We start from the raw sequence: 991 nt of genomic DNA, 5'->3' as shown, positions 1-991 counted from the left end.
GGCGTCGTCGGCGAGTTCGGCCGCTCCGGCCCCCACCGGTGCCCGCCACCCGTGCGCTCGGGCCCATCCGGCCAGGTGCGGCCCCGAGGCCACGGTTTCGACGCACCCGTGTCCGCCGCAGGTGCACGGCGCCCCGCCGGGATCGACGACGACGTGCCCCACGTGGCCGGCGTTGCCGGTGCGCCCGTGATAGGGCGCACCGTCGAGGACCAGCCCGCCGCCGATGCCGGTCGAGACCACCATGCCCAGCATGAACGCCGCGCCGCGCCCCGCCCCGCGCCACGACTCCGCCAGCGCCATGCACAGCCCGTCTCCGCCGAGCCGCACCGGCAGACCCGTCAGTGCGGCGAGTCGGTCCACCAGGGGGAAGTGTGTCCACGCCGCGATGTTGATCGGGTTGACGGTGCCGGCGGGGATGTCCACCGGGCCGGCCGAGGCCACCCCCACCGCCGACACCGCTGCCCCGCCGGCGGCGTGGGTGTCGGCCACCAGCTCGGCGACCACCGCCCACATCGCCTCCGCGTCGCCGTGCGGGGTGGGGCGCACCGCCACGTGGGTGAGCCGGCCGGCGGGGCCGACCAGCGCCGCGGCGATCTTGGTGCCCCCGATGTCGAGCGCCAGCACCTGGTCACGCATCGGGGCCTGTGCGTCGTCGGCTTCGCCACTGGCTGTCATCGCTGGATCCGCCTGTTCAATGCCGATGCGTGTTGTCCGGCTGTCGCGGGTCCCCCGGATGCTCGTAGCCCGGCCCGAGTTCGACCAGTTCGGCGCACCGGGCGTCGAGCCAGCGCCGGTACTCGCGGCGGCGCGCCGCGGCCAGCAGGTGCTCCGCGATGGCAGGGCGCACCTCCTCGAAACCGCACCGCTCCGGCACGGGTTTCCAGCCACCGGGGCGGCGCGCCCGCGGGGCGAAGCGCCCCGGGTTGCGGGCGTGATAGGCCGACACCTCGTCGTCGTCGACCCGCACCGCGGCCGTCACCCGCGCGAACAC

1 protein-coding gene and 1 pseudogene are annotated in these 991 nt (G+C 76.1%); both read right to left on the bottom strand.

Annotated elements, in window-relative coordinates:
• A partial coding sequence (locus tag ACXAID_RS28225; RefSeq protein ID WP_475025451.1) for an ROK family protein occupies window positions 1-636 on the bottom strand: 636 nt, incomplete at its 3' end.
• Window positions 637-691: 55 nt separating this feature from the next.
• Window positions 692-991, bottom strand: a pseudogene (locus ACXAID_RS28220) (DUF7158 domain-containing protein); the annotation flags it as partial.

This window comes from Mycobacterium sp. ABE4_509 (assembly GCF_056160785.1).
The sequence above is the reverse complement of the archived record's forward strand: the minus strand, read 5'-3'. Positions and strand labels throughout refer to the sequence as shown.